The 23,057-nt window shown below is 62.2% G+C and carries 21 protein-coding genes; 13 read left to right on the top strand and 8 right to left on the bottom strand.

Annotation, left to right across the window (positions count from 1 at the left end):
• Nucleotides 1–53: 53 nt before the first annotated feature.
• The 8 genes from HZC36_11380 to HZC36_11345 all read left to right on the top strand — a co-directional run bounded on the left by HZC36_11380 (nucleotide 54) and on the right by HZC36_11345 (nucleotide 7,422).
• Nucleotides 54–857, top strand: coding sequence for a phosphodiester glycosidase family protein (locus HZC36_11380; protein ID MBI5707576.1), 804 nt, complete (start codon nucleotides 54–56; stop codon nucleotides 855–857).
• 158 nt (nucleotides 858–1,015) lie between these two features.
• The gene (gene rpmH / locus HZC36_11375; GenBank protein ID MBI5707575.1) at nucleotides 1,016–1,150 is read left to right on the top strand and encodes a 50S ribosomal protein L34; all 135 of its coding nucleotides are present in this window, start codon (nucleotides 1,016–1,018) and stop codon (nucleotides 1,148–1,150) included.
• Nucleotides 1,151–1,175: 25 nt separating this feature from the next.
• Nucleotides 1,176–1,508, top strand: a complete 333-nt coding sequence (gene rnpA, locus HZC36_11370) for a ribonuclease P protein component (GenBank protein MBI5707574.1) — start codon at nucleotides 1,176–1,178, stop codon at nucleotides 1,506–1,508.
• Nucleotides 1,481–1,690 (top strand): membrane protein insertion efficiency factor YidD, encoded by a 210-nt coding sequence (gene yidD / locus HZC36_11365; GenBank protein MBI5707573.1) that lies wholly within the window; start codon nucleotides 1,481–1,483, stop codon nucleotides 1,688–1,690. Before rnpA ends, yidD begins: the two co-directional genes overlap by 28 nt.
• A 51-nt stretch (nucleotides 1,691–1,741) precedes the next feature.
• Nucleotides 1,742–3,094, top strand: coding sequence for a membrane protein insertase YidC (locus HZC36_11360; protein MBI5707572.1), 1,353 nt, complete (start codon nucleotides 1,742–1,744; stop codon nucleotides 3,092–3,094).
• Between the two features lie 240 nt (nucleotides 3,095–3,334).
• Entirely contained in the window at nucleotides 3,335–4,201 is an 867-nt protein-coding gene (locus tag HZC36_11355; protein ID MBI5707571.1) for a Jag N-terminal domain-containing protein, read from the top strand.
• A 459-nt stretch (nucleotides 4,202–4,660) separates the two neighbouring features.
• A complete protein-coding gene (locus tag HZC36_11350; protein MBI5707570.1) occupies nucleotides 4,661–5,914 on the top strand; it encodes a DEAD/DEAH box helicase in 1,254 nt (417 codons plus the stop codon).
• A 425-nt stretch (nucleotides 5,915–6,339) separates the two neighbouring features.
• Nucleotides 6,340–7,422, top strand: a complete 1,083-nt coding sequence (locus tag HZC36_11345; GenBank protein ID MBI5707569.1) for a class I fructose-bisphosphate aldolase — start codon at nucleotides 6,340–6,342, stop codon at nucleotides 7,420–7,422.
• A gap of 67 nt (nucleotides 7,423–7,489) precedes the next feature.
• Here the strand turns inward: HZC36_11345 and HZC36_11340 are convergent, their stop codons facing one another.
• Nucleotides 7,490–8,509, bottom strand: coding sequence for a PEP-CTERM sorting domain-containing protein (locus tag HZC36_11340; GenBank protein MBI5707568.1), 1,020 nt, complete (start codon nucleotides 8,507–8,509; stop codon nucleotides 7,490–7,492).
• Between the two features lie 320 nt (nucleotides 8,510–8,829).
• Here HZC36_11340 and HZC36_11335 point away from each other — a divergent pair, with 320 nt between their 5' ends.
• The 3 genes from HZC36_11335 to HZC36_11325 all read left to right on the top strand — a co-directional run bounded on the left by HZC36_11335 (nucleotide 8,830) and on the right by HZC36_11325 (nucleotide 11,851).
• Nucleotides 8,830–9,744 carry an LD-carboxypeptidase gene (locus HZC36_11335; GenBank protein ID MBI5707567.1) on the top strand — a complete coding sequence of 305 codons (915 nt, stop codon included), beginning with the start codon at nucleotides 8,830–8,832 and terminating at the stop codon, nucleotides 9,742–9,744.
• Nucleotides 9,735–11,120, top strand: a complete 1,386-nt coding sequence (locus HZC36_11330) for a phosphodiester glycosidase family protein (protein ID MBI5707566.1) — start codon at nucleotides 9,735–9,737, stop codon at nucleotides 11,118–11,120. Before HZC36_11335 ends, HZC36_11330 begins: the two co-directional genes overlap by 10 nt.
• A gap of 230 nt (nucleotides 11,121–11,350) precedes the next feature.
• Complete coding sequence (locus HZC36_11325; protein ID MBI5707565.1) at nucleotides 11,351–11,851, top strand: hypothetical protein; 501 nt, start codon at nucleotides 11,351–11,353, stop codon at nucleotides 11,849–11,851.
• 79 nt (nucleotides 11,852–11,930) lie between these two features.
• Here HZC36_11325 and HZC36_11320 read toward each other — a convergent pair whose 3' ends face one another.
• Entirely contained in the window at nucleotides 11,931–13,046 is a 1,116-nt protein-coding gene (locus HZC36_11320) for a DegT/DnrJ/EryC1/StrS family aminotransferase (protein ID MBI5707564.1), read from the bottom strand.
• 81 nt (nucleotides 13,047–13,127) lie between these two features.
• The gene (locus HZC36_11315; protein MBI5707563.1) at nucleotides 13,128–14,177 is read right to left on the bottom strand and encodes a PD40 domain-containing protein; all 1,050 of its coding nucleotides are present in this window, start codon (nucleotides 14,175–14,177) and stop codon (nucleotides 13,128–13,130) included.
• A 66-nt stretch (nucleotides 14,178–14,243) separates the two neighbouring features.
• Between HZC36_11315 and maf the strand changes: the two genes are divergently transcribed.
• The gene (gene maf / locus HZC36_11310; GenBank protein ID MBI5707562.1) at nucleotides 14,244–14,903 is read left to right on the top strand and encodes a septum formation protein Maf; all 660 of its coding nucleotides are present in this window, start codon (nucleotides 14,244–14,246) and stop codon (nucleotides 14,901–14,903) included.
• 25 nt (nucleotides 14,904–14,928) lie between these two features.
• On the opposite strand, the gene HZC36_11305 is transcribed toward maf, so the two are convergent.
• Genes HZC36_11305 through HZC36_11295 form a run of 3 tightly spaced genes read right to left on the bottom strand, consistent with a single transcriptional unit; the run spans nucleotide 14,929 to nucleotide 16,383 of the window.
• Complete coding sequence (locus tag HZC36_11305) at nucleotides 14,929–15,438, bottom strand: zinc-ribbon domain-containing protein (protein MBI5707561.1); 510 nt, start codon at nucleotides 15,436–15,438, stop codon at nucleotides 14,929–14,931.
• Nucleotides 15,435–15,917 carry a hypothetical protein gene (locus HZC36_11300; GenBank protein ID MBI5707560.1) on the bottom strand — a complete coding sequence of 161 codons (483 nt, stop codon included), beginning with the start codon at nucleotides 15,915–15,917 and terminating at the stop codon, nucleotides 15,435–15,437. Before HZC36_11300 ends, HZC36_11305 begins: the two co-directional genes overlap by 4 nt.
• A 43-nt stretch (nucleotides 15,918–15,960) precedes the next feature.
• The gene (locus tag HZC36_11295; GenBank protein MBI5707559.1) at nucleotides 15,961–16,383 is read right to left on the bottom strand and encodes a hypothetical protein; all 423 of its coding nucleotides are present in this window, start codon (nucleotides 16,381–16,383) and stop codon (nucleotides 15,961–15,963) included.
• Between the two features lie 65 nt (nucleotides 16,384–16,448).
• Between HZC36_11295 and HZC36_11290 the strand changes: the two genes are divergently transcribed.
• A complete protein-coding gene (locus HZC36_11290; protein MBI5707558.1) occupies nucleotides 16,449–17,678 on the top strand; it encodes a DUF1501 domain-containing protein in 1,230 nt (409 codons plus the stop codon).
• A 284-nt stretch (nucleotides 17,679–17,962) separates the two neighbouring features.
• On the opposite strand, the gene HZC36_11285 is transcribed toward HZC36_11290, so the two are convergent.
• Nucleotides 17,963–20,266, bottom strand: a complete 2,304-nt coding sequence (locus HZC36_11285) for a UvrD-helicase domain-containing protein (GenBank protein MBI5707557.1) — start codon at nucleotides 20,264–20,266, stop codon at nucleotides 17,963–17,965.
• Entirely contained in the window at nucleotides 20,244–23,033 is a 2,790-nt protein-coding gene (locus tag HZC36_11280; GenBank protein MBI5707556.1) for a PD-(D/E)XK nuclease family protein, read from the bottom strand. Before HZC36_11280 ends, HZC36_11285 begins: the two co-directional genes overlap by 23 nt.
• Nucleotides 23,034–23,057 lie beyond the last annotated feature (24 nt).

Genomic DNA, 23,057 nt, shown 5'->3' with positions numbered 1-23,057 from the left:
CGTATTGGACCCTTTCTTGATTACAAGCAACGTAATTGTGATGCGGTGCGCACATGAGCCTATTGGCAGTCCTTGGAATCGGGTCGAGCCTCGTTGCGACGCCTCCGGCGCCAGCCATCCAGTACGCCAAATATAAGTCCGGCAAAGCCTGGTACCACGCCGTGACGGCCCGCGTATCGCCGGACTCCTATGCTGTTGAGACCGTCGAATCGCACCGTCTGACCTCGATCCAGAACCTTATCGCTAAGCCGCAGCCGGTGGCCGCCATTACAGGGACCTTCTTCTGCCCGCGCGCTCAGAGGCCCATCGCCGACGTGGTTGTGGACGGCTCGCTGGTCGCCCACGGCGCCATAGGCAGCGCTTTCGGTGTGGATTGGTACGGCGTGCCGCGCATCTTTGACACGCGTTTTGGGTCCGTGCTCGATTGGGGGGCCTATCGTTTTGGGCTGCGCGGCGCGATCCGGGTGGTCTCTGGGGGTGTTGTGAAGCCGAACCCCAAGGCACAGCGCTTCTACGATCCGCACCTGAGGGGTCGGGCAGCCCGGACCGGTTTGGGCCTCACGGCGGACGGCAGGGTAGTGCTGATCGCGACAAAAGGCAAGGTCACGCTGAGCGAATTCGGGCGGGCTATGCGCGCCAAAGGGGTGATGGAAGGCATCAATCTGGACGGTGGAAGCTCGACTTGCCTCTACTACCAGGGGTCGTTTGTGCTCTCGACGAGCAGGCGGCTTTCGAACCTCGTGGTGCTGCGCAAGGCGGGGGACTCGATGGGAATCGCCCAGACCGAACCGACAAGTGTCAATTCGCTTCAGCCAATGTCGGCCGCGCCGATTTCGATTGCCGTTCGGAAGAAGTGAGCTCGTCAGGTGCGTTCTTCGGTGTGGGACGGCCTTTCTCCACCCCCAACCCCCTCCTCACTTGCGAACCAAAACGAGGAGGGGCCCTTCACCTCTCTCCTCATCGCCCTTCGCACCCATCTGGTATACTCCCGCCTCTAACTTGCAGGGACCTTGAAATGAAGCGCACGTTCCAACCCAATAACCGGCACCAGCAGAAGACCCACGGTTTTCGCATTCGAATGAAGACCACGGACGGTCGCAACGTGCTGAAGCGACGCCGGGCCCGCGGCCGAGCCCGAATCTCCTACTAGGCGTTCGCGCCGCCGCGCCAAGTCCATGGCCGGACTCTCCAAGGCTCGTTTCGAACAGGTTTTTCAAGAAGGTCTCCGCGTTCAGGGGACCTTTTGCCGTTTGTCTGGGCTTAAGGGCACGGGGCTTCTCGGCATCGCGACCCCCAAAAAGCTGGGAAGCTCCCCAAGAAGAAATCGGCTGAAGCGCAGACTCAAAGAGGCCGTTCGGCTCAGCGGCGCCACGCGCGAGGGGCTCGACATCGTCATCATTGGCGTGGCCGCGGCGCTGGACGCTCCATTCAAGGAACTCCAGGACGACCTTGCCGAAGCCTTCCGCAAACTGCACAAGCGATGGGAAAACGACTCGCCATCCGGCTGATCCGGCTCTACCAGCAGACCAAGCGCTGGCGACGCCCAACCTGCCGCTACACCCCAAGCTGTTCGGAGTACACTCTGCAGGCCATCGAGAAGTATGGTCTGCTGAAAGGCAGTTGGCTCGGGATGAAGCGCATCGCGCGCTGTCACCCGTTCCACCCCGGCGGGCACGATCCCGTGCCCTAATCCCCAGAAAATCGAACCGCTTGGCGGTGAATCACGTAAGAGTCAAAGTCAATGAGCCAACCCTCACCCAAAGGCAACTTCATGCAGACGATGCTGATCGTGCTCGTCTTGTTCATGGGATTCCAGCTCTTCTTCGGCAATAAACAAGCTCCGGAGAAACGCCCCTCGAAAGAAATCCTTGCCAAGCTGCAGCAGTACAACAAGGACGTCGTGGAAGCCAAGAGCCGCGAAAGCGCGCTGGCGGCGGTTACCCAAGAGCACAGCAAGCTGGAAGCGAAGATCGCCGAAGAGCTCCAAGAGAAGCAGATCGACGCCGAAACGGCAAAGACGCGAAAGATCGAGGGCATGGTGATCCTCGGGGACACGCTCCTAAAGGCGGGCGTCGCAAAGAACGACACCGGGCCCCTGACGCAGGCGTATTACATGCTCCACGGCATGGACAAGACGCTAGGCGAGAGGCTATGGGCCGAAACACCGGTGACGGTCACCCCTGGCGAGAAGTATGCGGCCACCACAACGACGGCCAAGGGCGTCTATGACAACCTCGTGGCCGAGTTGCGGGTCCAGTTTGAAGCCCACCTCATCAATGGCGTGCTGCCGGGCTTCCGCATCATCGACAGCCTTGTGGCCCTAACGGGACGCGTGCCCGCTTTCAGTTATGCGTTCGCGGCGGTTCTGCTCGCGCTCCTGGTACGCGCAATTGTCTGGCCTCTCACGCAGAAGCAATACATGTTCGGGCGGCAAATGTCCCAACTCTCTCCCCTCATCAAGGAGGTGAAGGAGCGTTACACGGACAAGAAGACCGGCCAAGTGACCGATATGGCGGAGCTGAACCGCCGCACGATGGAGCTCTATAAGGAGTACGGCGTTAACCCGATGGCGGGCTGCCTGCCAATGCTGATCCAGATCCCGTTCTTCCTGGTCATCTACCAGTGCATGCAGAATTATCGGTTCGAATTCCAAAAGGGCACGTTCCTTTGGATCAACGAGGGCCTGTCTCGGGCGACGAACGGGTTTATCGCGCCCAACCTGGGTGAGAAGGACAACATCCTGATCGTGATCTATGCGATCTCGATGGTGGTCACGGCGTTCCTGACTCCGGTGAGCGACCCGAACAACGCCAAGCAGCAGCGCATCATGAGCGTCTCGATGTCGGCGATCTTCTCGATCATGATGTTCTTCTATCCGCTGCCTTCGGCGTTCATCCTCTATTGGGTCGCGCTGAACATCTTCGCGACCTGGCAGATGCTACACATCTACCGGTTGCCCGCGGCGCCGCTGGTCAAGAAGAACGCACCCGGAGGCGGGGTCTTCCCGACCGACACTCCGGTCACCTTCTCCGGGCCAAACGCAGCGTCTTCGACCGGCAAGCCGGTCAAGCACAAGCCGAAGAAGAAGAAGTGAGGGGATGAAGTGATGATGGGATGAAGGGCAAACATAGCCTTCACGCCCTTGGTCCCCACAGCTCCTCATCGCCTAATCTCTTCATCTCTTCATCTCTTCATCTCGGTGAGGCGCCTGGCAATCGCCAGCCCGCATCGGGTATCTCTCTCCAGCGCCGGGCGGCGACCCCTGATTGACCTTTCTCCGCCGGCAAAGAGGGACCCTTGAGGACCCACAACCCCTGAGTTGAGGAGCACACCATTGGCAACACATGAATTCACCGGAAAAAACGTCGACGAGGCCACCAAGGCCGCCGCAGAGGCTCTCGGCGTCGATGCCAAGAAACTGAAAGTCACCGTTATCGAGCAGACCAAGGGCCTGTTTGGAAAGGGCAGCGTCAAAATTAGCGTCGAAGCACCTGAATCCAAGGCCAAGAAGCCCGCCAAAACAGCCCCATCCGAAGAGGCGCCCGCCGCCGAAGCCCCCGCCAAGGAGAAGAAGGGCGGCAAGAAGGCGGCGAAAGCCGAGCCCGAAGCCAAAGTTGAAGAAGCCCCGGCCAAGCCTGAACCCAAAGGCCGCGGCAAGAAGAAGGCTGAGACCGCGCCTGAGCCTGCAGTCGAGGCTCCTGCAGCGGAAGCCTCTGGAGAAGAGCCCGAGATTGTCGCCACCCAGGAAGATGCCGACCGCATCCTTGAGACCGTTCTCGAAGTCATCGGTTCAGGTGGTTTTCAGGTCAACGCCCACGTCGCGGGGTTCCAAGGCCGATACGTGAACGTGGTGCTCGACGGCCAGGGCAAGGAGCTTGGCTACCTGGTCGGCAAGAACGGCGAGGTCCTGAACGCCCTTCAGTACCTGTTGAACATCATTTGCAGCCAGAAAGCCCGCAACGGCGTGCGCCTTACTCTCGACGCAAACGACTATCGCCTTCGACGGGAGCAGGCGCTCAGCAAGTACGCCGAGGAGATCGCGTTCGAGGTCAACAAGCGCCGCGAGGAGGCAGTTCTGGATCCCCTGCCAGCCTTCGAACGACGGATCATCCACAAGGCTCTCTCGGGCATCAAAGGCGTGCAGACCTACAGTGAGGGCGAAGAGCCCAACCGCCGCGTGGTCATCGCCCCTGTGGACTGAGCCCGGATCAGCCAGTGTCTCAGCACAAGGAGGATGCCGTGTCGGCATCCTCCTTGTGCTTGACGTCCCCCTTTGACTCCCGCCGCCCCTCGCGAGAGAGTCCCTCAATCGCCTATCGCCTATCGCCTTTCACCCCCACTAGGCCCAAATGCAACAGAATCCTTCCAAAAGCGTCATAATAGGAGTAGCTCGTGCGGGAATGCTCCGACGGGCAGTTATTTTGGAAGGGCCGCCAGGCCGGTAGGGATTTCAAATTTAGCTTCAATCGACCCCCTACGCTTCCAAAAACCAAGCCTTCCCGGATCGTGAGAATCGAAGAGATTCAGGGTTTGTTCGGACCAGTTGGATAGGTCTGACGTGTCGGACATGTTCGACACGTTCGGATGATTCCCGACCGCGTCTGCGCGTGACACCTTCTCACAACTCTCACCATTCTCACAATCCCACACAAACAACCACATGATTCAGACTCAAAAAGCCCAGGGCTTTAACGCCTTGGCACTTCCTCCGAGCCTCCTTTCCAAAATCGACCGGCTCGGCTTTCATACCCCCACCCCCATCCAGCGCGACGCCATACCGGTGGCGCTCGATGGCCACGATTTGATCGGCATCGCCCAAACGGGCACTGGAAAGACTCTCGCCTTCGGGCTGCCGATCGCCGCGACCCTTCGCCAAGGCGAAATCGCCCTCGTCCTCGCCCCAACCCGCGAGCTCGCCCTCCAGATCCAAGAAGTCCTCAACCAGCTCAATCTCAGGACCGCCCTGCTCATCGGCGGCGCTCCCATGGGAAAGCAGATCAGCCAGCTTCGCAGCCGGCCCCAAGTGATCATCGCGACCCCAGGCCGCCTGATCGACCACCTGGAGCAGCGTACGATGGACCTGCGGGCCGCGGCCATCGTCGTGCTCGACGAGGCCGACCGTATGCTAGATATGGGCTTCTCTCAGGCGGTCCGCCGCATATTGAGCCAGGTGTCCTCGGAGCGCCAGACCATGCTCTTCTCGGCCACCATGCCGCGCGAGATCGTTGATCTGGCCTCCCAATATCTTTGCCAACCCGTCACCGTCCAGGTGAACCGCCCCGGAACAACCGCCGAAGACGTCGAGCAGCAGCTTGTGGTCGTACACCACGAAGACAAAGCCCAGGTGCTCGGCGACCTTCTGGACGACCACAAGGGCAGCGTTTTGGTGTTTGCACGTACACGTCACGGCGCTCGCAAGGTCGCCCGTAACGTCCACCGCATGGGCCACTCTTCGGCGGAGCTCCATTCCGACAAGACCCTGGTGCAGCGCCGCGCCGCCCTCGACGGCTTCAAAGCGGGCAAGTATCGGGTGCTTGTGGCGACCGACATCGCCGCGCGCGGTATCGACGTGAAGGACATTGCGGTGGTGATCAATTACGATGTGCCTCAGAAGGCAGAGGACTACGTCCACCGAATTGGGCGAACTGGCCGGGCGGGCGCTTCCGGACTGGCGATCACCCTCGCCACGCCGGACCAGCACCAGGACGTGCGCGACATTGAGCGACTGCTCAAATCGGAATTCCCTCTTTCGGAGCGATCGACAGGGCAGCTACTGTCTTCAAAACCTGCGCCTGCTCAAAGTTTCCGTCCCGCGGGGATGCGCGGGCGCAAAGGCAGCCTCTCCGGAGGAACCAGTTCGAGGCCAAGGCCGTCGAGCTCAGGTTCCCGGCCCGGCAGACTGTTCGGTCGATAGGGGCGCGCCCTAATCGGGAGTACGATGCCTCCGTCCCTATGATCGGGATGGAGGCTTTCGGTCCCAGAATTCAGAACGGATTACCTCCATCCCGCCGGGCATTGTTGAGAAAGGCCCCGCCCGGATTGTGGCGCCCCATTGGGGTGTGTGAATTTGGCTGACGGCGAACCCGGGGGTGCGCGGGGCGCGACTCCGGGCTACTTTATGGGACCCCTGCGGTGTCAATTCGCAACTGGCCCCGAAGGGGCGGAGTCTTTGATCTTTGGTTTGCGCTGCGACCGCCTCCACCCCGGAAGCGGCGGAGGCATTTAGTCCTGCATCTCTCAACACGATATGGCAGCGGTGATCCCCGTGCCGCAGAGTTGTATGCAACCTGACGAAGTGGGCCCCTTTGCGCCACAATGAACTTGGAGACCACTTCTACCATGGCATCAACAGCATCTCGATCCATCGACCGCATCGCCGACGCGCTCGGCGCCGAGGCCAAGAGCCTTCTCGATCACAAAGCCGTGATCTCCAAAGAGCGAATCCACCTTCCAGGCCCCGATTTCGTCGATCGCGTGTTCGCCAATTCCGACCGAAATCCCAAGGTTCTGCGAAGCCTGAACGCCCTCTACAACTCGGGCCGACTTGCCGGAACAGGCTATATGAGCATCCTGCCCGTCGATCAGGGCATCGAGCACAGCGCCGGCGCAAGCTTTGCCAAGAACCCCGACTATTTCGACCCCGAGAACATCGTGAAGCTCGCCATCGAGGGCGGCTGCAATGCCGTCGCCTCGACCTTTGGCGTGCTCGGATCGGTAGCCCGCAAGTACGCGCACAGAATCCCGTTCCTGGTCAAGATCAACCACAACGAGCTTCTCACCTACCCGAACAAGGCCGATCAGATCATGTTCGGCGAGATCGAGCAGGCTTGGAATATGGGCGCCGTCGCCGTGGGCGCAACCATCTATTTCGGCAGCGAGGAGTCGGGCCGGCAGATCGTCGAGGTCGCACAGGCGTTCAACCATGCCCACGAACTCGGCATGGCCACGGTGCTCTGGTGCTATCTCCGCAACAACGCCTTCAAGACCGATAAGGACTACCACCTCTCCGCCGACCTCACCGGCCAGGCCAACCATCTCGGCGTGACGATCCAGGCCGACATCATCAAGCAAAAGCTGCCCGAATGCAACCATGGTTACACCGCGCTGAACATGGGCGGAAGCAGCTACGGCAAGATCGACAAGCGCGTTTACACCGAACTCACCACCGACCACCCGATCGACCTGACGCGCTACCAGGTGGCCAATTGCTACATGGGGCGGTCCGGGCTCATCAATTCGGGCGGCGCCTCCGGCGAGAACGACTTTGCCGAGGCGATCAAGACGGCGGTCATTAACAAGCGCGCCGGCGGCCAGGGCCTCATCTCGGGCCGCAAGGCGTTCCAGCGGCCGATGAAGGAAGGCGCCCAGCTCCTGAACACGATTCAGGACGTCTACCTCTGCGACGATGTAACGATCGCGTAACCTCTGGCTTCAAGAGCGAAGCGGGGCCCGCCGCAACGCGGCGGGCCCCGCACGTTTCTGAGCCGACTTAAGCTCTTCTCCTCTTCCTACAGAGCACGGCAAGACCAGCTGCAAGTGCAGCCAATCCACTTGGCTCAGGCACCGCGTCCGTGAACCCTACCAACTGTTGGAAGTTGCCGCCGACAGGAACGCGAACATTGCGGACGGTCAGAGGGGTGTTGTCGTGGACAACAAGGTGCGTGACCGCCCCGTTCAGAACGGTGTAGCCAACGACCGTCACCGAATGGCCCAAACCCTCTTCGCCAGATTGCCCGTTCCAGTCTTCGCCGTGCAGTCCGCCGTTAGCAGTCTGTCCCCAAAGGTAGTCGCTATAGCCGAAGTCCGACTCTTTATTGTTCGTGACGGCACCCTGTCCGGGTCCCGCCGGTCCCACGATGTTCCACATGCTGAAGTGGGCAATGACAGTCCGATCATGGTCAATCCGGTTCTGGATCATTGCAAGCAGCTGATTGAGGCCGAATCCGCCGAAAATCGGGTTGACACCGAAGGTCGTTGCGTTCATCGTCGCCGCCACGCCGCCCATCGCCACGAAATAGGCGTTGAGTCCGGGCGCGACGTCCTTGTAGAAGGTCCCGGCATGAACCCCGTTGCCCCAGTTCATGCCGAGGTTGTTGGTGTCCATGTACCAGCCGAGGTCGTTGACGTTCCTCGCGCCCCTCAGCGCGGAGCCGTCGGCATTGAAGTCGTGCCAGATACGCCAGTTCTGGATGTTTGCCCAGAGCGGCCCGCCATAGCCATTGGCGATGGCCTGGTTTGCATCGGCAGACATGTCCGCGAGCCCGTTGTAGCCCCGGTAGTCCTCCAGGTATCCGAGCATCATCGAGGCCGCAGTTGGAGTGCACCACGCATCCCACGGGGTAGGTGCGTTGGGATTTGGGTCCGGCCCCGGGCCGGAAGCGTCGTAGCCGTCGGGATAGTCGTAGGGCTGGTCCCAGTTGGGCGCCATGCCCCTGATGTAGTTGGTTTGCTGCGCAAAGGTCATGGCAGCAAGAGCGACGATGGCCGCGAGGGCCAGGCTCCGTTTCATCTCAGTGCCTCCCATTAATCCTGGCGAAGGCTCCGTGGAGGGCGGCGCATGTTGAGCTGCCAGGTTGTTCGCCAGGCAGCCGGCTTGCCTTGAGCGGATAAATCCGACACGAGCCACGCCGACGAACGCCGCAGACTCTTCCTGGGGACTTGGGCGAGGGGATTCTTGCGCCCACACGTCAGGTAATAAGCATTTTATACCCACAAAAGCATATCGAATCCATGCATTTTCGTAGAGCAAGCCGCTCCCTTTCAGCAGTCTAGGATTCGAGCCACGGCCATGCTCGTTTGAGCTTCTATGTCGGATAGAATTCGGGGGCTATGCGACCTCGAGCCCTGAAACCCGGCGACCAGATCCGGTTCGTTTCACCTGCGTCGCCGATCGACCGCGAGAAGGTCGCCAATATGGAGGCGTTCCTGGTTGCCGAGGGCTATCGGGTCACTTACGGCCCCCACGCCTTCGACCGCCTGCCCTACTTGGCAGGATCGGACCAGGACCGAGCCGCGGACCTACAGGAGGCGTTCGACGACCCCGAGGTCGCATGTGTCTTCTGCACCCGCGGCGGCTACGGCTGTGCCAGACTGATGCCGCATCTCGACCTCGACCGCATGGCGGCTTCAGGCAAGCTGTTCGTCGGCTTCAGCGACATCACGACGCTCCACCTCGCCCTAAACCGGCGCGGGCTCCCCACCGTCCACGGACCGATGGCGCTGTCGCTCAGCGTCGAGCGCGAACCCTGGGTCTTCGAGTCGCTTCGTCGGGTGATGCGGGGCGATTGCTCGATTCCTGAAGGGGCCCCGAAGGGCGAATGCCTCAAGCCGGGCCGGGCAACAGGAGTGGTTACCGGAGGCTGTCTGTGCCTGATTTGCGACGCCATCGGCACCCCCGATCCCCCCGACGTTGAAGGCAAGATCGTGCTGATCGAGGACGTCGACGAGCCGCCGCACCGGGTGGACGCCCTGTTGACTCATCTCCTCAATGCGGGTCTGCTCCAGCGCGCCGAGGGTCTTGTGATCGGCGAAATGACTCGCACCGACGAAAAGGCGGATGAATCCATCGGGGGGCTGGGATGGCGGAATATTGTGGTGGACCGACTGGCGGGACTTTCCATTCCGACGGTGCTGGGTTTCCCGTTCGGGCACTGCAGGAATATGCTGAGCCTGCCTCTTGGGATTCGGGCCGAATTAGACGCAGGGGCGGGGGCGCTGCGCTACACTGAGAACCTATGCGGGTAGACAGGCTCGTTGTGTTGGTGGCGACTTGGGCGTGTTTGGCAGCCCTAGGGTCGGCCCAAATCTGGGAAAAGCTGGTCTTCCCCGGATTCACCTACCGCATGGAGGTGGACCTTTCCACTCCCCGCCTCATTCACGCCATCCGCTATTCGCCGACGACCGCCTGGGTCCAGGCACGCTCCGAACTCGGCAAGGGCAAGGTGTACGCGCAGGAGATCGCCAAAAGCCGCGCGACAATCTCGGAGGCGGTGCGCTCCAGCGGGGCTATCGGCGGCCTGAACGGCGACTTTTTCCCCTTTACCGGCGACCCTTTGGGCCTTATGATCCGCAGCGGCGAGGTCACAAGCCTTCCCGATCCCAGGCGATCGGCCTTTGGATGGAACGGAAGAACGATGGTGTTCGGCCCTGCCGTCCTCGAAGCGACGGCCACGCCGGAGGGCGGATCGCCGCTGGCCATCGACGGGCTGAACCAGGAGTCTGGTATCAACATGCTGTGCCTGAACACCGAGGCGGCGGGCTTTGCGAAGTCAAAGCACCCGTGCGCGATGGCGCTCCTGCAAGTTCTGGATGGCGGTTTTTCGGCAAACGGGCGGGTGAGAACGCGGGTCGCAGGACTCACTTCTGAGGGAAACATCGCGGTTGCGCCCAACTCCGCGGTGCTCGTTGGGACGGGCAGCCACAAAGCCGAGGTCGAGGCGCTCAGCGTCGGCTCGGTGGTCGAAATATCTATGAAGATGGGCGAGTCCGGCTGGGCCGAGGTGGAGAACGCGGTGGGGGGTGGGCCAACCCTGCTCAAGAAGGGTCAGATCATCAGCGACTGGGCCGCGCAAGGCTTTGCCGAGTCGTTCGCGCTAAAGCGGCACCCGCGCACCGCAGTCGGCAGAACCGATGAAGGCGATGTGTGGTTCGTAGCGATCGACGGCCGGCAAGCCATGAGCGACGGCGCCACGCTGCAGGAGACCGCGCTCATTTTGAAGCGGCTCGGGTGCGTCGACGCGATCAATTTGGATGGCGGAGGAAGCACCACCATCAACCTCTTCAACCTGACTCTCAACCGCCCGAGCGATGGAACCGAACGCCCCGTGGCCAACGGCGTGCTGTTCTTTCGGGGCATCGACACGCGCGGAAAGACGTTCAACGACGACGGCCTGGAGATCAACGTCAAGGCCCCCGAAACCGTGACTTCTGCCTCTCCCGCGCTGGCGAAGGCGTTCTTCGAAGACGGCCGCAGAGTGCCCAACCGTGAGGTGATCTGGGCCTGTTCGGGCGACGCGTGGATCGACCAGGGCGGGCTGATCCGCGCGATCAAACCTGGCAAGGCGACAATCACGGCCTGGGTCGCGGGGCGCGTGGCGAGAGCAGAGATTGTGGTGAAGTAAGCGGGCTAAGGCCACACTCCATCCCCTCACCCCTTCACCCTCTCACCGACTCACCCCCCTCACCGACTCATCCCCTCATCCCATCATCCCCTCACCCAAGTCCCTCCGTCCCTTCGTCCCTGCGTCCCTTCGTCCCTTAGTCTCTGAATCTCCAAGAACCACCCGGGAACAAGCACTTAGAGAATGCAGTCCAACGAAACGTGCGCGTTGTCGCGCACAGGAGGATTGTAGTGATTCAACGAAAGTTGGCCGTCTGCCTGATGGTGGGCGTTTTTGCGTTTGCAGCAGCCTCAGTGATGACGATCCACACGGTCAAAGGGAGCGGGAAGACCCTCGACGGCCAAGGACGTCGCGGTGAGTTCTCAGTCGATGCGACCAAGATCATCCATCGACACGAAGAGAACCGGAGAGGCAAATTCGACTTCATGGCTCGCCACGGAGACTATCACATCAGGATCCGGGTCGAGGCCATCGACGGAATGGAGGTCCTGGAGAACACCGGCCGCCTTGGCGGGCCCGCCGTAATGCGCGTTCAAAGGGGCACGGAGACCAAGTACTTCCGCGGACGCGGGTACTTCGTCGGGATCAGCAATCGGCATCAGGAGGAAGAAGGTGACCGCGACGTGGTGGCCGTCCACTTCGTGCCGAACGTCAACACAGACCCGCCCTTCTCCTATGAGGGCCGGGTGGTGCAGGGCGACGTCGGCGTCAGCACGACGAAGTCCTATTAGTTTGCAGGGCTACCTCCAAGAACATCGGGCCGGGCGATTTCGCCCGGCCCGAGTCGTTTATCGGTTCGCCGCAGGAGCTCTATCGAACTGCCGAGACCGCAAACTCCTTCACCTTCTGCGCGGCCCAGAGAACCTGCTCTTCGCTCAGGTGCTGGTGGATCGGCAGGCTTAGGATTTCGCGGCACAGCTGCTCCGTCACCGGCAGGCTCCCTTCCCCGCTGGCCAAATGCCGATAGGGCTCGTGGAAGTGCAGCGGCACCGGGTAGTAGATCATCGAGTCCACGCCCTGCTCCTTGAGGAACGCCTGCAATGCGTCGCGGTCCTTGGCGCGGATCGAAAACTGGTGCCAGGTGTTGTTGTTGCCGGGAAGGGTCTGGGGTAGGCCGATTCCTGTTCCTATAAGCTCCTCGAAGTAGACCTTCGCGAGTTCGGCGCGGCGCGCATTCCAGCGTGGAACAGCCTTCAGCTTCACCCGGAGCGCCGCAGCCTGGATCTCCGAGAGCCGGCTGGTGTAGCCCACGTGGTCATAGTAATAGCGCTCGCGGCCCATGCCGTGAATGCGATACGACTTGCAGTCGGCCATGATCGCGTCGTCATTGGTCAGGATCAGGCCACCGTCGCCGATCGCGCCGAGGTTCTTGGTCACATAGAAGCTGAACCCCGCACCGATGCCGAAGTTGCCGCAATAGGTTCCTTCGTGGTGGGCGCCGATGGCCTGCGCAGCGTCCTCGATGACCTTGAGGCCGTGCTTTGCCGCGATCGCCTCAAGGGCCTTCACGTCCACGAGCTGTCCAAAGAGGTGGATCGGCATGATCGCCTTCGTGCGTGGGGTGATAGCCGCCTCGACTTTTGCCGGGTCGATCTGATAGTGGTTCGGGTCGATGTCCACGAAAACCGGGCGTGCGCCCGTTTGGACGATGACCTCGGCGGTCGCTACGAAGGTGAACGCCGTGGTGATGACCTCATCGCCCGCGCCGATGCCCGCCGCGTCGAGCAGGATGCGCAGCGCGTCGGTGCCGCTGTTCACGGCGATGCCGTGCTTGCAGCCGTGCATGGCGGCCACTTCGGCCTCAAAAGCGTTGTGATTCGGCCCCATGATGTAGCCGCCGCTTGAAAGCACGCCCATCACGGCGGGGTCGAGCTCGGCCTTCAGCTCGTCGTACTGAGCTTTGATGTCGTAAAAAGGTACACGCACGGTTTGATCCTTGGGCCACGCGTCAGCGCGAGGTCTCCACCCAATTTTAGACGAAGGCGGCCCGGAGGGGCTGAGGGCAAGTCAGTCGCTCTTCAGCGAGCGCAAGACTCGCCGATTGGAGCCGTCAGCGTCCGAGAGAATCACCTTCGAGAATTCATCTCCCATGCTCAGCATCGCGATCTTGCGTGAATCCCAAGAAAAGGCCGGCATATTGTAGTCCTTACCGCCACGATCCGATGCAATTTCCCTGGCCTGTCTGCCGTCGATCGAGACCGAAAAGAGTCTTTGGATGAGGCTCGCACCCTTCTTCGCGGGCTCAAAGCGGGCCGCGACGATCATCCGGTTCCAGTCTGGCGAGAAGACCACGGCGACCACTTCCTTGATTCGGCTCCTTGCGCCGGGATTGAGTGCCGACACATGTTCGGGAAAGTCCATCTTGCGCACGCTTCGCATCTGCATGTCATAGCGATAGAGCGAGAGCAAAATGTACTTGGCATTCCGGCTCCTACGGGCCCAGATGATTTCACGCCCATCCCGGGATGCCGCAAGGCCAACCACATCTCCCGTGGTTGTCAGTTTCGATACCTTGCCAAACTCGGCAATGTAGACCTCTGCCTTTCCATCCTTGTCTCCCACAATTCCGATCGAGCCGTTATAACCGATCGCTACGGGGGGCAGAGTTGGCTTGACGCCTTCCGGCAGGTTCAAGCGAGCGCTTTCTCGCCGGGTTGGCACATCAAACCAAACGCAGTCGTAGTTTTCGTCGAGCCTCCTCTCGAAGGCGACAAGACGCCTGTCCTCTTCAGCCCACGTGAAGAGTTCCGCCGAGTCAGCAACCTTGGTCACCCGTCCGGCCCTCAGGTCATAGAGCATCAACTCGCCTTCTAGGGACTGATAGGCGATCCTTTGTCCGCTTGAGGCGAACTGAAGGTAAGTCGCTTCGCCGGAGTTGGGCAAGTCAGTGAACTTGCCGCTCTCCAAGTCGATCATGGCGATTTCGTCCGCCTTGCCCTTTCTCCATGAGAAAGCGAGAGACTTCCCATCCGGCGAGAAGGCCACATACCCGCAGCCTGCGAGGTTCAGGCCCACCGCAACCAGAACTGATAGCTTGAGGACGACACACGGCTTCATGACATTTACCCCTGACTAGTCGAACGCAATCTGGGGTTCAGGCGTTTCCGACGGTACTCTGCTCAGGTGCTCGCCCCCAGGTTTCCGGCCGTGCTTGCCAGCGGCTCTCCCAGGCGCCAGGAGTTGCTTCGACAGCTTTTGGCCGAGTTTGAAGTCCTGGTCTCAGACGTCCACGAGCATGACCCGGAATCAGCCGATCCCTGGGTGCTCGCTCAGGTGCTGGCGCAGGAAAAGGCGGCGGCAGTGGCCGCTTTGAGGCCCAGCCACATTGTCATTGGAGGGGACACGGTGGTGGCGCTGCCGGATATCGGCCAAGCGATGAAGCGGCTTCAGCGGGAGCAGCCCATGCAGCTTCTCGGCAAGCCTGGTTCGCCCGAGGGCGCGCGGCAGATGCTCAAAGACCTCTCGGGGCGATCGCACCTCGTCGTTACGGGCATGGCTCTGCGCTGGCCCGGAGGCGCGCACACCTTCTCTGAGACCTCGATCGTCACCTTCCGCCCTTTGAGCGAGCAAGAAATCGCCGATTACGTGGCCACCGGCGAATCTCTCGACAAGGCCGGCGCCTATGGGGCGCAGGGCGAAGCGGCGAAGCTGATCCAGTCAGTCGAGGGGCCGCTCTCGAACGTAATCGGGCTACCCATTGGGGCCCTGCGGTCGGAACTGCTTCGCCTTGGGCTCGCCGTTCCCATGGAGCCTCATGAAAGCCAAGGGCCCGGTCTGCTCTGAGGCAGACCGGGCCCTGCGCATGCTCTTAGCCTTTGGTCTTGCCGGGAGCCGCGCCCGGGACGAACTTCAGGAACGTCTCCTTCAGCGGCTTCTTGCACTTGGGGCAGGCGCCCTTCTTCGAAGACGAGGTCTTGCATCCCTCACAAGCATAGGTGTGGACCATCACTTTCATCGGCTTGTTGCATTTGGGGCATTTGCCTCCCATCTTCGAGGCTACGTGGCAATGGTCGCAGGCATAGCCTGGCATGCCGTCGATTGCCGTTAGCTTGCCCTTGCAGGTTGGGCACGGGGCGTTCTGCATGGTGGCCAGCTTGCACTTCGGGCAAGCATAAAACGCCTTCTTGGCAAGCTTGTCACTGGCGAGTTTCGGGTCGACCGACATCGTCTGCGCCGTGGCGGCGCCGATCGAATACGACATGGCAAGACAAGCGACAACTAGCGCGAGGATCGTCCGGTACAAATTCATGGTTGGGTACTCCCTGTTCGGCGTTTCATCGCCCCCGTTTTTGAGGGCGGCATAGTTTAGAATGCTCAAGACTCTTTTTTTGTTTCTAGGTACTTGGCAAAATTGGGGTTTCCGGGAAGAGCGGGGTAAAGGCCGCGATAGAGCCCGCGTACGTCGACCTTCCACTTGCCCTCCACCCGGACCATGGGGATGTCGATCTTCTCGGGATAGGACGAGGGGCCGAAGTTTCGCTCGATCTGCGAGAGCACGGCCGCCGCGTTCTCATCGTGCTCCTTTACCGAAACGGTCTCCCAATGGAACAGGTAGTGCTGCCCCACTTCGGTGGCGTATTTCCACGAGCGGCGGAGGTCCTCCGGCGTGCCCTCGTAATAGCTGGTCTCGACAAGCGTGTCGACATTTCCGCTGGCCAGAGCGTCCAAGAACCGGTTACACGCGGCCTGAGGCGTTTCTTTGGAGAAAAGTAGGAGCACGACGAGCGCCAAAGCGCCCGCGATGCCCAATACGGTGATCGCTATCGTGATCGCGTCTGCTTTGCCTGCCCTTCGCATACCGGACTATTAAACCCGAAGGCCCTTCCGTGAGTTCCTGTTCTCAGCGCATGCGCATCTCAAGCGTTCGCGCGACGTTGACCCGCCAAGTGGCGCTCTTGCCGACGTTTTCGAGAACCCAGTAGGCCGGTACGATCAGCCCGTTTGGAAAGGTGTAGTCCACCCGAACGATCATCCCGGTGCGCGTTGGGACTTTTTCGGACACCTGAAACTGCACCCGAGCCCTTGCATAGCGTCCGATGGATTCCGCCACATAGGCCACTTGCTCCGGCGAAGACCCTGTGGTCAAGCCAAAAGCCTGATCGAACTGGCCGTTCGCGGCATGTTGGTGGAACCGGCGAAGCGCGCTCTCGGGCCCCATACCCTGCAGCATCGCGAACGTCCCCAGGCTCAGCGCCGCCAGGAGCAATGCGGCCACTACGGAGCCGATCTTCGTTCTTCTTGCCGGGTTCGCGCCGTCTCTCATTTGGGGGACTGAACACCCAACGGGGGTTCGCGTCTGTTGTACCATAGCTACCATCGGGTGAAACCATGAGCGACTTGCTTTCCAGAAGAGACCTCTTTCGTGTCAGCGGCTTGATGGCGGTGGGCCTGACCACCCCCAAGTGGCTCTCCTCTGTGGCCCATGCCGACATCTTCGGCGCCGCGAATGGCGTCGCGCCGAAGGACTCGGTGCTCGTGGTGTGCCAGTTCTCCGGCGGTAACGACGGCCTGAATACGGTCGTCCCGTTCAAAGACGACGTCTACTACCAGCTTCGCCCAACCCTTGGCATCGCGCGCGACAAGGTGCTCGATATCGGTGAACAGGTCGGCCTTCACCCGTCGCTCGCCGGTCTGGCGGACCTTTACAAGCAGGGAAAGGTCAGCATCGTCCAGAACGTCGGGTACCCGCAGCCGAACCGCTCGCACTTTAAGAGCATGGAGATCTGGCAGTCCGGTGGGCCAAGCTGCCCGAAGTACGGCTGGATCGGCCGACACTTCGACCAGCAGGCGCTGACCGGGCCACTGAACCCGGTGGTTGCGTTGGGGCTTTCGACCGAACGGCCCAGGGCTCTCGACGGAAAGGGCGCGAGCATTCCGTGCTTTGCGAGCCTTGTGGACATCCAGAACATGGTGGGCGACCCGGACGCCGAGCGCATGTTGCGCCAGATTCAAGGCGCGGATGCCCCCGCGGGATCGCCACTGCGCGTGGTGCAGCAGGCCAATAAGGCCGCGCTCGATGCGATGGCCGAGCTCAACAAAAAGCTTGCCGGATTCGCCCCCAAGGAGACCTACGCCAACGATGCTTTTGGAAACGGCTTCAAGCAGATCGCCCAGTTGATCGCGACGTCGCCGGCAACGCGCGTCGTGTATTTCAGCGCAGGCGGATTCGACACCCACGCTCGCCAGGCCGACACCCACGCCAACCTGCTTTCGCAGTTCTCAAACGCGGTCGCCGCCTTCCAGAAGGAGATCGAGGCGATGGGCAAAGCCGATAAGGTGGCCGTGCTGGTGTTCTCTGAGTTTGGGCGACGATCTTACGAGAACGCTAGCAGCGGGACCGACCACGGCGCGGCAGCCCCGGTGTTCATGATCGGCAAGAATGTGAAGGGCGGCCTCGAGGGCCCCCTGCCGAACCTGGGCGACCTCAACGACGGCGACTTGAAACACGCCATCGACTTCCGACAAATCTACGCGTCGGCGCTCGAGAACTGGATCGGAGGCGACTCCACGGCGGTGCTCGGCGAGAAGTTCCAAGCCGTCAACGTGTTTCGGAAGTAAGGCTCAAGGGAGTTGACGATTTGCGATTGACGATTGAGGTAGGTCGTGGGGCGCAGGCCGTGTAAGGCAGGTCGCAGGCCGTGTAAGGCAGGTCGTAGGTCGTAGGTCGTGGATCGTCGGTCGCAGGAACTCCCCTCCGGCTGCCCAGGGAGCGGCGTCCTTGGCATGAACCACGGGTGGCAGGGGCTCCATGTTGCCCGCGCCACCCAACTCTACACATTGGCGCGGCCTATTTCGGTGAGGCGTGGAGGTTCCGGGAAGCGGGCCCGTCCCCCTCACCATTCTCACCCGCCGTCACGAACCTTCACCCCATCCGGCAGGTGGTCGGGGAGGCCCAGCGTCTCGGCAAGCAGCCGCGCGGCGGAGTTGGCCCGCGCCTGGGGGTCGGACACGAGGCAGAGCCTTCGTTCCGAGCGCGTCATGGCCACATAGAGCAGCCTGAGTTCCTCGGCGCGCTCGCGGTCCTTTCGCTTTTCGGCGATCCAGTCGTGAAACATCGACACCTCAGGACACCCGATCGCCGTCGTGAGCAGCCCCTGCCGCTTGTCGATCTCGACTTCCTGGCGGTTGCGGCATAGGGCGCCGTGGGTGTCCGGGACCACAACCACCGGAAACTCCAGTCCCTTGGCCTTGTGAACGGTGAGGATGTTCACCATGCTGTCGTCCACGTTGGTCGCCGGGGCGTCCCCCTCCCGATGCTTCAGTTCGGCGACTTCCCGCAGGATGCTCGCATAGGCCCGAGGCGATACATCCGGGCGCTCCGCGGCGAGCATGAGGAGCTTGCGGACGTTCGCGACGGATTGCCGTCCGTTCAGCCTAAGGGCCAGGTTCGGCAGGTAGTCCGACTGGGCGAAAATCGCCGAAAGCACCTCCCAAGCACCCAGGCGGTCGCCCTGCAATCGGAGGGGTTCGAACCAGCTCCGGAACCTCTCCAGCGGCTCCAAATCCTCCTCAAACGGGGGCGCAAAGCTCGGCAGCGCTTCATGTACGGGTTTCTGGGTCGCCAGCAGAACGATGGAATCAAGCGACAGGCCCACGATCGGGCTTCGAAGCGTGGCCAGGAGCGCGAAATCATCTGTCGGGTCCTCGACGGCCGTGAGCGCATTCGCCAGGTCCCGGACTTCCAGCCGCGTATAGAATCGCTCGCTGCCGCCGATGATCCGCGCGGGGACCCCCTTGGCTTCCAAGCGGGCGTAGAGGTCCTGGGCGTATTTGGAGCCGCGAACCAACACGGCCACGTCTCCAGGGTCTTCCGTGCCAAGCAGGTCTTCGACCCACTCGGCAACTCGCGATGTGTCCTTGACGCGCTGCCGCCAGATCTCCACGCCTTCAGATGGAGGAGGCTGCTCGCCGAGCGGCACGGAGGCCGACATCCGAACGTGGCCCTCCTGCCACAGCCTGCCAAACACCGAGTCGACAAAGGCCAGGATGCCATCGGTCGAGCGAAAGTTTCGGGAGAGGGTCAAGCCGGCGGTCGCCTCCGCGTGCTCCTGAAAGAGCCGGACGTCGGCTTGCCGAAAGCCGTAGATGGACTGGCTTGCGTCACCGACGCGCATCTCCAGGGCGATGCCCAACGCTCGAAAGAGGCCGTGCTGCGCCGGACTCAAGTCCTGCGCCTCGTCGATCAGGGCGACCCGGTACTGCCGCTGAAGCTTTTCGCGAACGTGGGGATACCCTTCAAGGATCGCGATGGCGGCATCCTCCAAGGAGGTGAAATCGAGGGACCTCAGCTCCGAGAGGCGCGCTTCGAGCGCTTTCCAGGCGCGGCACGCAAGCTGCGCCAGGCCGCAAGACATCTCGGCACAGGCGCGATCGGCAGCCTCGGCATCCTCAATCTTGGCCGGGGTCGGCGCGCCCTTTGGCGCCTTGTGCTTGAGCGACTTGTGCGCCTGCACGATCCGCAAGCCAAACGGAACCGACGGGTCTGCCTCTTCGAAGGCCCTCCTGACCGCCGGGGCGAGCCCATCCAGCATCGCATCTCGCCAGATAGCCAGGAGCGTCTCGGGTTCGCGGTGGCGCGCCTCCCAAGCCGTCCGAGGCAAGCCCGACCCGCGCATGTTCAGGAGCGCTCCTTTGAGCGTGGACTCCAGCCTGGCAAAGGGCGAGGGCGACCCCTGTTCCCGCTTGCCCGAGAGCGCATGGACGACGAGATCCTCGAGCCCCTCCGCCGAGGCGATGGCGACTTCAATGGCCCTCTGCAACTCCCTTGCGCCGTCGGCCTCCCCCAAAATCTCGAAATCAGGGTCGATCCCCGCCTCGATCGCGTTCTCTCTCAGCAGCCGCTCGCAGAAGCTGTGGATCGTCTGAATCGGCCCGGTCTCGGACGCCTGAGCAGCTTCATGCAGCCCCGCCGCCGAAAGCCTTCGCACGATTCGCTGCTTCATCTCGGCGGCCGCCTTCTTGGTAAAGGTGAGGGTGAGGATCGAATCCGGCGAAAGCCGGTCCTCGACCACGTGCTTCAAGTAGCGCTCTGCGAGAACCGCTGTCTTGCCGGAGCCCGCCGCAGCCCTCACCACGAGCGCCGCCTCCTGAGAGGCGACGACGGCCCTCTGCTCGTCGGTCAGATTAAGCTTCGACGTCGGACGCAAAGGTCACCCCCTCCTCTTCTCCGCTTCCTTGCGCGCTGCGGCAAAGCTCAGCAAAGTCGCATCGGCTGCAATGGTCGCCCGGCGACGGGGCAACGGCTCCCGCGTCAATCCGCTCCAGAGCCAGGCTCAGGTTGTCTTTCACCCTGCCAAGGAACGAGCGGGGCTCACCTAGGTCCACCACCCTCATTCCAGAGGCGGCTTTCCCGGCCAACTCCTGCTCCAAGCGTCGTGGCAACACAAAGAGCGTGCGGTCGCCTGATAGCGATTCGACCTCGGCGGCTACGGCTGCCCGCTGACCCCAGAGCGCCATCAAGTACACGCCCAACTCCATGGCGTCCGCGTCGCTCAGGTCCTCAGCGGACTTGGCTTCGGCGATCGACCGACGCGCGTTTAGGATTTCAACCACCGCATAGGGCCCCATCGTCGCCTGAGCCGTGGCCGCCCCTCTCAGCCGAAGCGATCTTCCAGGCAGTGGCAATTCGCCGCGCAGGCCCTCTTCGCCGAAGGCAGCGTGGGGCCTGACCGACCCGGGGTCCTTCTGCCAGAGTTCCCGCGCCTCAAATTCCCGGCCGACCCACTCCTTGATGAGGCGGCTCCCCCAGATTCGAAGCAGCTTTAGGTCGCCCTCAGAGAGTTCATGCGCGTGTTCAAGCACCTGCGCCTCGAGGGCGTGTTTCAGGCGCTCTTTGGCTTCTTCAGGGCCTGCGATCGCCGGCAAGCCCACCCTCTGCGGAAGCGCGAGCAAGATCGTCCAGGTGAGTCCCATCCGCTTGGGATCGAGCTTGAGCCCGCGACGGAACGCCGACTTGAACCCACAATGTAGGGCGTCTCGAAGCTCGGAGGGGCTCAGCGGATCCTCAAGCAACGGCGCCACCGCCGCCTTCGCGAGGTCGCTGAAAAGCTCAGCCGGCGGCCCGGGCCGCGAACGCGAGTCGAGCGCGGTGCAAAGCTCGCGATCCGCCTGGATCGCGCAATTCTCGATGGGGGGCGTCAACTGCGCCCTGGGGTGATCTCCCCTCTCGACCAGCCCAGCCATGGCGCGCGTGATCTCCTCCAGATAGAACGCCGGCACGTTGTCGCGGTCGTCATCGGTCAACGGATAGCTGAAGGCGATGCGGCGGCTTGGGGCGGCGCAGACCCGCACCAAGACGTCTCGCTCGCCTCTCGCATCGCGATGGGAATCGGGAAGCTCGGGCTTTCCTGGGCGGAGCGCGTTGATGGCTTGCCGATCAAAGTCGCTCAGGATCGGGTCCTCGGACCTGCGTCGCGGGAAACCGCCTTCGAGCATCCCCAACACCAGCAGGGAATCCAGGGACCCGAGTTCGTCGGGGCGGCTGGTCGCTAACACGCCCTGTCCTTGGGCGGGCAGGGCGCATTCTTCCTGGTCCACTGCGGCGTTCAGCAGACTCAGAAACCGCTGGGCATCGAGCTGGCTGGTCAGACCCTGGCCCTCAAGCATTGCGTGCACCAACAGCGCCTCTTCCAGAGCCGCAGCGGCGAGATCATCGCGGGTCTGGGTCATCGAGGGGGTTTGCCGGGCCTGCCTCACCCACTCGAAGTCCAGACAGCCGCGCCACCAGCCAACCCACTCGGAGAGCCCTGCGGCGGTGGGAGCACGCTCTGCCCAGGCCGCGAGTTCCGAGCGAACGCTTATCGAATCCGAGGGCCAGTAGCTCGTCGTCTCAAGGCCCCTTTGTGAGTCCGCGCCAAGCTTTAGAGTCTGCCGCGTGGCGTCCCTCAGCAGCCTGCATAGCGCCGACTGGCTGAGGTGGATTCGCTTTGAGAGCCGCACAGGAACGCCGAAGCGATCTGCCGCGGCTTCGATCATGGGGCCATAGGCCGAAAGGTCCCGCCCAAAGAGACCGATCGAAGAGGCCGACGTTCCCGCCGCAAGCGCGGCGTTCACCCGTCGAAGAGCCCATTCGACTTCGGCAAGCGGGTCGGCTGCGCTGAAGATCTCGACCTCAAAGTCGGCGCCCATGCTCGGTTGCGGCGCAAACAGATTGCGACAAAGAGGGTTGCCTTCGTTGACGGACTTCGGATGGCCAGCGAACAGGGACTCCAGGCGCCGCGCTCCCTCGAAGAGCTGGGCCGAGGACGCCTGGTGGTCCACCACCACCGTCACCGCGACCCCCTGCAGTGCGAGCCACTTCATCCAGTCTGCGTAGAGCGGTGCATCGTCCGAGCCCGCAAAAATCAAGACCGGCCCAATGGAGGCCGAGGGCTCAAAGAAGGAGGTCAGGCCCTTTGCGATCCTGTTCTCCACAAAGGTCTTCCCAAGATGCTCGAGTGCTCCTTCCTGGCTCTCCATGAGCCAGGCGAGGCTGCCCAGCTTGGCAGACAGGTGTGGCGGGACCCCCTTGGCGAGTTCCAGAAGCTGTTCCACGCTGATCTTCCACAGCCTGAGTTCGACAAGGGTCCGATCCAGGCGCCGGTGGAACCCGGCGAACGCGGACGAACCCTTGAATGGGCTGTCCTCCGGCAGGTTGCGACAGACCGCCGCGAGGGCAGCCAGTGACTCTCGCTCTGAGGCCAGCGCGTTCCCGCGCGGGATTCCGGAGGCGTCGAGCGCTCTGCCGGCGAGCTCAGAAAGCGAAACAAACTCGCCGGCTCCCGTTTCGGCGGCGGCTTCCGAAAGCGGGCGTCCCAAGCCATCCGACAGACAGGTGATCGCCGAGAACGCGCCCATTCCCGCGTCAAGGAGCACGCGCCGCCTGGATTGGGCGTTTGGAAGACACCGGATGACGCGGACGGAGCCCTTCGGCATGTGGGCTCAAAGTGTATCATCCCT

This window comes from Armatimonadota bacterium (genome assembly GCA_016223145.1).
Taxonomy (GTDB): Bacteria; Armatimonadota; Fimbriimonadia; order Fimbriimonadales; family Fimbriimonadaceae; genus Nitrosymbiomonas.
Note: the sequence above shows the minus strand (reverse complement) of the source record. Positions and strands in the feature narration are given on the sequence as shown.